Annotated in this window: 7 protein-coding genes and 2 pseudogenes; 1 reads left to right on the forward strand and 8 read right to left on the reverse strand. The window is 50.4% G+C overall.

Annotated elements, in window-relative coordinates; genetic code table 11:
* Positions 1–21 precede the first annotated feature (21 nt).
* The 8 genes and pseudogenes from FH968_RS21655 to lysM all read right to left on the reverse strand — a co-directional run bounded on the left by FH968_RS21655 (position 22) and on the right by lysM (position 5,537).
* Positions 22–738 carry an IclR family transcriptional regulator gene (locus FH968_RS21655; RefSeq protein WP_189389298.1) on the reverse strand — a complete coding sequence of 239 codons (717 nt, stop codon included), beginning with the start codon at positions 736–738 and terminating at the stop codon, positions 22–24.
* Between the two features lie 1,075 nt (positions 739–1,813).
* Positions 1,814–2,143, reverse strand: coding sequence for a cupin domain-containing protein (locus FH968_RS23965; RefSeq protein ID WP_223271364.1), 330 nt, complete (start codon positions 2,141–2,143; stop codon positions 1,814–1,816).
* Positions 2,144–2,221: 78 nt separating this feature from the next.
* Positions 2,222–2,653: pseudogene (locus tag FH968_RS23970) on the reverse strand (DUF417 family protein); the annotation flags it as partial.
* A 34-nt stretch (positions 2,654–2,687) separates the two neighbouring features.
* The gene (locus FH968_RS21665; protein WP_139883260.1) at positions 2,688–2,948 is read right to left on the reverse strand and encodes a DUF1471 domain-containing protein; all 261 of its coding nucleotides are present in this window, start codon (positions 2,946–2,948) and stop codon (positions 2,688–2,690) included.
* Positions 2,949–3,123: 175 nt separating this feature from the next.
* The gene (locus tag FH968_RS21670) at positions 3,124–3,681 is read right to left on the reverse strand and encodes a TetR/AcrR family transcriptional regulator (protein WP_139883262.1); all 558 of its coding nucleotides are present in this window, start codon (positions 3,679–3,681) and stop codon (positions 3,124–3,126) included.
* Positions 3,682–3,824: 143 nt separating this feature from the next.
* On the reverse strand, positions 3,825–4,091 hold the full coding sequence (locus FH968_RS21675) for a YdgH/BhsA/McbA-like domain containing protein (RefSeq protein WP_139883265.1): 267 nt from the start codon (positions 4,089–4,091) through the stop codon (positions 3,825–3,827).
* Between the two features lie 576 nt (positions 4,092–4,667).
* A complete protein-coding gene (locus FH968_RS21680) occupies positions 4,668–5,054 on the reverse strand; it encodes a YidB family protein (RefSeq protein ID WP_139883267.1) in 387 nt (128 codons plus the stop codon).
* A gap of 33 nt (positions 5,055–5,087) precedes the next feature.
* On the reverse strand, positions 5,088–5,537 hold the full coding sequence (gene lysM, locus FH968_RS21685) for a peptidoglycan-binding protein LysM (protein ID WP_139883269.1): 450 nt from the start codon (positions 5,535–5,537) through the stop codon (positions 5,088–5,090).
* A 289-nt stretch (positions 5,538–5,826) separates the two neighbouring features.
* Between lysM and FH968_RS23980 the strand changes: the two are divergent.
* Positions 5,827–6,177, forward strand: a pseudogene (locus tag FH968_RS23980) (hypothetical protein); the annotation flags it as partial.

Here is a 6,177-nt window from a genome sequence, read left to right on the forward strand (position 1 = left end):
TGGTTGAAAATACGGTGCGTGTTACATGATATTTTTTAATTTGTTCGCTGCGGACAACAACAAATCTTTATATTCAATAAGTTCTCCGCGCTGGCTTGACGCGGCAATACATAAAGAACCCACGGCTTCTTCTCGCAGATTGAATAGCGGCACAGAGATTCCCTGCGTGTGGGGTTGCCACGCTTCACTTGAATTCGAATAACCTTTTTTTTTCCAAGCCGTTAACGTACTTTTTAGCGCATCATCAGAATGCAAAAGATGGCGTTCAAAATAGGCCTCCTGCTGATCTTCAGGCATCAACGCGAGGGTTATCTGTGTGAAAGGTGCCTGATGCAAATAAATTCTTTCGCCTACTGTCGCGGTAAACCTGATATGCCCAGGGCTTTCAAGAATAAAACTGCAAACTGAAAAATCGTCGCGACGTCGGTATATGAAAACAGTTTCGCCACTCTCCTCCACTATGGGTCTCAGACACTGCTCAGCCATTTCCGAAAACGACAAGGTCGCATTGGCTAGTTGGCCCAGCTCAATACAGCGGAAACCTAGCTGATAATTTCGACTGATGGCATTTTTTTGCAAAAAACCTTCCTGCTCCAGAACGTTAATCGCACGCTGAATGACAGACGGGCTGCGGTTAATTTCACGGGCTAACTCCCGGACTCCCCAGGCGGGCTTTTGCAAGGTGAAGTAATTCAGTAGTGAAAAAACAACCCCGGTGGATTGCAGCACGTTTGTCATTTTGCATCTCTTATTTGAGTTGAATATCGCGTTCCATATAACGGCACATCGTTCCATATATCGTTGCTACATGATTATCAGGAACTGGCGGTGGCGCAAAAACGATCAACTCAGAAATGCAAAGTTCGTCGCAATATTGAAACAAAAGCATGATTTTCATTAACCATCACAGTTTTTTTGCACCGGAAAGGAGAGTGAGGATTCGCTGGTGAAAAGCCTGGAGTGGTGAAGATGAAGGTAGGTGAAATGCCGCGTGATGCGTTCGCTCGCGCGATTCGCTTTGTATCGCTGTCGGAAAGTGAATCGCGATGGAACATCCTTATTCCGCGCGCATTTGGTACAGTGTCTTAGCCTATGGCAGCACGTTCCGGTGCCAGCAAACATTCAAAGCACTTCGATTCCACTCTGCCCACGGCCCGTCTCCGGTGTGTCTTGTTTGATACCGACCTAACGGCAGTACAGGATTGTGACGCATTTTACAGACTGGCTAAAGATTATGGCGAGCCGTTCAGATTAAGTCAGGTGACTCAGGTTCTGTATGTGAATTTTGACATCCTCCCCCACCTTCATCGGTGGGAGTACCCTTTGAGGAAAAGATGGAGAGGCAAGAATATCAGCATCCGGGAAAAAATTTTCAGGATATCTGTGCTTCTATCGCATGCATAAAGCCGAATTTGATACATCAAGCCGAAAATACCAGCTTTTCACGCTGTACTACATCCGGAATAAATGAATGTCTCTCAGAACGCTTTCATGCCTGCTGACATTGCGTAATCTGAAGCGCTATATGATGATGTATACGAGTTTCAAGAATAGAAAATTCTGATTCAGCTGGACAGAATTACGCTTTTTTCTAGGTGGCGCGGGAACAGTCTGAGGGCAAATTTCAGACGAAAAAAACCGACTGGTGAGGTCGGTTTTTTTACTGCCGGTCTAAGTTGGTGACTCAGGCCGGGGTGAGAAACTATCTATCTAACACATTGAAGAAACCGGCGTGACAGGCAACGTAAGAGTAAGTGCCGGTTGTCTCGTCTCCCTGGGGAGTGAACCACTCCATAAAGTTGGACGGTTTTAATCAGGTCCCAAGCTTAGCGATCAAATCCTGACGTGATGGTGTCCAGACCGTAATCACTTTGCCAGGGGAGTCCGGATGACAGGTAATATTATGCGGCTGATTTGGTGGTATGCGTATAGCATTGCCAGGATGCAGGGTTTTCACCTTGCCGTCACACATAAAGTCCATGATGCCACTCACCACGTAATTCACTTCTTCGTGAGGGTGCTGATGGATGCTGGCTATTGCGCCTGCAGGAATAATCAGTTCTGCCAGTGTCAGGTCATCGCTGTTACTGAGGATCCGGAGCTCCACCTCGCCAAAGTGAACTGTGTTTTTGTCATCGGTCATATCAGTTTCTCCATTTTTATTTTTTGCCCACGGGCTTTCACCACGCTGCCCCGGGAGGCAGATAACTCTCTGACGAATCAACGTACGTCGCAGGTCATGACGTAGCAGGGTCAGACCAGCCCCAATCAGCAGAATGTCCTTGATGATGAAGCTGTCGATGCGACCCAGCTGCGGCTGCAGACTCAGGGTAACCACACCGGTGCCGATGACCATCACCGCGCCCACGGCACCAAAAGCCGGGCGGAAGAAGCCGATAATCAGTGCCAGCAAGGTGATGTTTTCGACCACGCCGAGGGCATAGCTGACACCCCGGACACCCAGATACGGATAGAGGGTGCCCAGCCAGGTGCCTGTCAACAAATGCTCGAGGGCGCTGGCCTCAAAGGCAAACCACTTATAGGTGCCAAAGAGGGCGAAGATAAAAATCACGGACAGGCGCAGGGCGATGACATCCACGCGGGACAGTTGTTTTGTCAGACGCTGCAGGGTGTTGTGAAGCTGATTGTTCATGGCAATATCCTTTTTTAATGGTTGCCTGTGCGGGTTATGCGTACAGGGTGGCGCGGGCATGGATGAAACGCCCCTGCTCAAAGTCAGAAATCAGGTAACCGGCGGCTCCGGCTTCGCAGGTCTGGCGGGCTACCTCGCGCTCCAGATCTTCAACTGAATTTATCCAACCTAGCGAAAATGAACGGACGGGTACCAGCGCTGCTTTTTGCTCGTCGGTCAGGCCCTGTTTCACGATCACCGGGCCGTGAGGTCTGCGGGTGAAGATGGCGATAACATCGTTAATCAGTGTTTTCATGGTGAGCCCCTGTTTTTTGTTCTGGTTCTTCAAGTTGTCGTGTTGTTGAAATCAAAACTACCAACTAGAAGGTAGTTTCGCAAGAGATAAAATTGATGTCTGGTTATTAATTGTGAATTAAGTCACGTTATTGTCATGGGGATGCAGTAAACAGCCCGCAAATTGCGGGCTGTTTTTACAGGGTACTGAGTTGCTGCATAAGTGCCTTTACCGTATGGTCGCAGGCATCGTGAGGCGGTGTACGATTCAGCAGGAGAGCGCCCTTGAGCGCGTTACAGACAATCATTGCCATATCCCGGGCTGAGGTGCTGAATGTCAGCGTACCCGCATCCCGGCCACGCTGCAGAATATCGGCGAGAATACGGAGTTCATAACCCGCCAACTCACTTACTGCCGTTTTCAGTTCTGGTGGGAACAGGTTGCTGTCAGAGAGCATGGCGTACACGCCGCACATTTCGTCGTCACGGGCACACCCGGAAAAGGCCTCCAGATAAGCCTGTAGCTGTGCCGGCCCGGCTGGAAGGGCCAGTATCTGAGCCTCAAGCACGCTGAAGGCTTCCCGTTTGCTTTCACAGTAGGCGAGGCCCAGGTCAGATTTGGCTGGAAAATGATGGTGAATACTGGCCTTACGAATTCCCAGCTCACGGGCCAGGTCAGCATAACTGAAACCTTCATAACCGTTTTTCTGGATAAGGGTATTGGCAAGCTCAAGCAGCTTGTCGCGAGTGGACATATTTACGCTCCCGGCACCGGAGTGCCTGACTGTTTCAGATACGACAACGCCCGACGGTCAGTCAGACCCCGGGCGTTGTCGTATCCGGCCTCCCTGATACGGAAGGCCAGAGTGACGTATGATGGTACATGTTGCCACCGGACTCAGCGATAGATAATGGCAGATCCCCCGAGTTTGTTGTTGCCCGAGGCGCCGATAATGCGGTAGTGGGTGGCGCCGGCATCTGCGGCTTTCATAGCCAGCGACGCATCGAGTTTGTCCAGGCTGGTGAAGCCACCGGAGGATACCACCCCAATTTTTTGCAGTGAGACAGCTTCGCTGCTGGAGACCATCTGCGGGCTGGCAGCATAGGACAGCGCGGTGGCAGAAAGGGCGATGATGGCGATGGTGGTTTTGATGATGTTTTTCATAATGATGCTCCTGATGTTCGGTTGTGTGTTTTGTCAGCGTATCGTGTTGTTGAAATTAGACTACCAACCAGAAGGTAGATTGACAAGAGTGAATTTCACCCAACGAACATAAATGTGATAGTGCTCACGTTTTATTTGTTTTGCTGCTTTTGCTTTTTCTGAGTTAAAGGCACGTCAGGACTGGCCTGAGAAATGCTTACAATAGAGGAGTTATGATAAATCGCCGCCAGCGACAGGCGTAAAAAACCGGAGGGCTTTCATCTCTAACGCTGGGATGCAGCGCTATTTTCTCTTCTTGCCTGCATCCGAACGTTTTTTACGTACAGCTAAGCCGGAGTACAATGGAGCGCTGGATGCAATGTCTGGCAAACTCTGACCGTTGTATGAGGCGCTGAACCGCTATGTGCTCCAGTCCGGAAGGTGAGTACGGATGATACAAACGCCAATCTGCTGGCGCCGGGCAACGGAAATTGCAAGACCAGCCGACTGTGGGTCTATTTGAACTGGATGCGGCGAGGGGGATGAGGTAGTAGCTTAGGATAAAAGGCCACAGTCATGCCGTAGCCTGATGTGTTATTAGCTGAACAGTTTACCTTTCAGCAGATTCATACCAGCGGTCAGTAGATCCTGCTGACCGTCAACTTTCCCCTCCGGTGACAGGCCGTCGACAATTTCAGGCAGATATTTAGAAATCAAAGATGAGGTTTTGAGGGTATCAAGCCCCAGCATACCGGCAAGCTCAGCAATCGCTGGCGTACCCAGCACCGACTCAATTTGTGCTGCTGACACGGGCATACTGGCACCGCTACTGAGCCAGGATTCAACAATGGTACTCAAACCGCCTTTGCGGAATTTATCCAGCAGACCGTCAATACCGCCCTGCTGATTAATCCAGGTGAGGATCGTCTGATACTGCCCCATTTTTCCGCCGAGCATGCCGGCCATCTGATCAAGTAAACTCATGGTATATAATTCCCTGTGGTTTTAGGTGGCCGGTTATTTGTGAGGGATAATTAGCATCTGACCCGGATAGATTTTATCCGGGTGTGAGAGCATCGGTTTGTTGGCTTCAAAAATGCGCTGATACTCGTTGGGAGTGCCGTACATGGCTCTGGAGATAGCGCTCAGTGTGTCGCCTGATTTGACGGTATAATAGCGGCTGGCTTCGGTTCCAGCGGTGGTTGTGATGGCATCGTTCACTACGCCGATACCGGCAACGTTGCCCACAGCCACCAGGATTTTCTCTTTCTGCTCTTGGGTCAGCGTATCCCCCGTGACGGTGACTGAACCCTCAACACCCGCCTGCACGCTCACGTTATCAGCGCCAGGAATACCGAGGTTTTTGATATGCGCCTGTAGTTTCTCCCCCTGGTTTGTGTTGTTCTGGTCGGATACTGTGTCCCAGAGTTTTTCACCTGCCTCTTTCACAAAATTAAAAAACCCCATTTCATTTTTTCCTGTTTATGTCTTTGAAAACTATAGTAACTATAACAACGTGCAGATGAAATCTCATCTGTTATTTCCGATCGTTTTTTCAACTCATTGGGTTCCACGACGGATCCCTGGCTCCTCCCACTGCACGCAGCGGGACCTAAGCTTGAGTCACCACGACACACATTCGCCTCAGTCATATCGCGATATGTTCTGCGTACACGCCCGACAGCGCAAAGTCTGTTCTTCTTCGCATTCAGCGAGTCTGGCTCATCAGGATGAAGGGGTCGACAGGTGAAACCTTTTGTTCCCGGGCGGCTGCGCCGCGCTTTCGTCGCCGGCAGCCTGCCGTGCAACATATCCGTCAGGCTGGCGACTTTATGCGCGTTGCGCATCAGGACAGAAAACATTACCCTGCCAGAAGACGTATCGGGAAATCACTGATAAACATCAGGTTAACTATATACAGAGACATCAGACGGGGAGCGTCATTCTGGATACCGCTGCACTGACAGAGAAAAGTGGCCACCTGGCCTGGTGTGCCCTGATAGCCCGGCATCTGGCCCGACAGGACGGAAATGTGATATCAGCCTCGCAGGAAAGCCTGTTCATCACCCGCTGGCTGGCCACGGCGTTAAAGCAAAGACGTTTTGCC

It is taken from the genome of Buttiauxella sp. B2 (genome assembly GCF_006376615.1).
GTDB lineage: Bacteria > Pseudomonadota > Gammaproteobacteria > Enterobacterales > Enterobacteriaceae > Buttiauxella.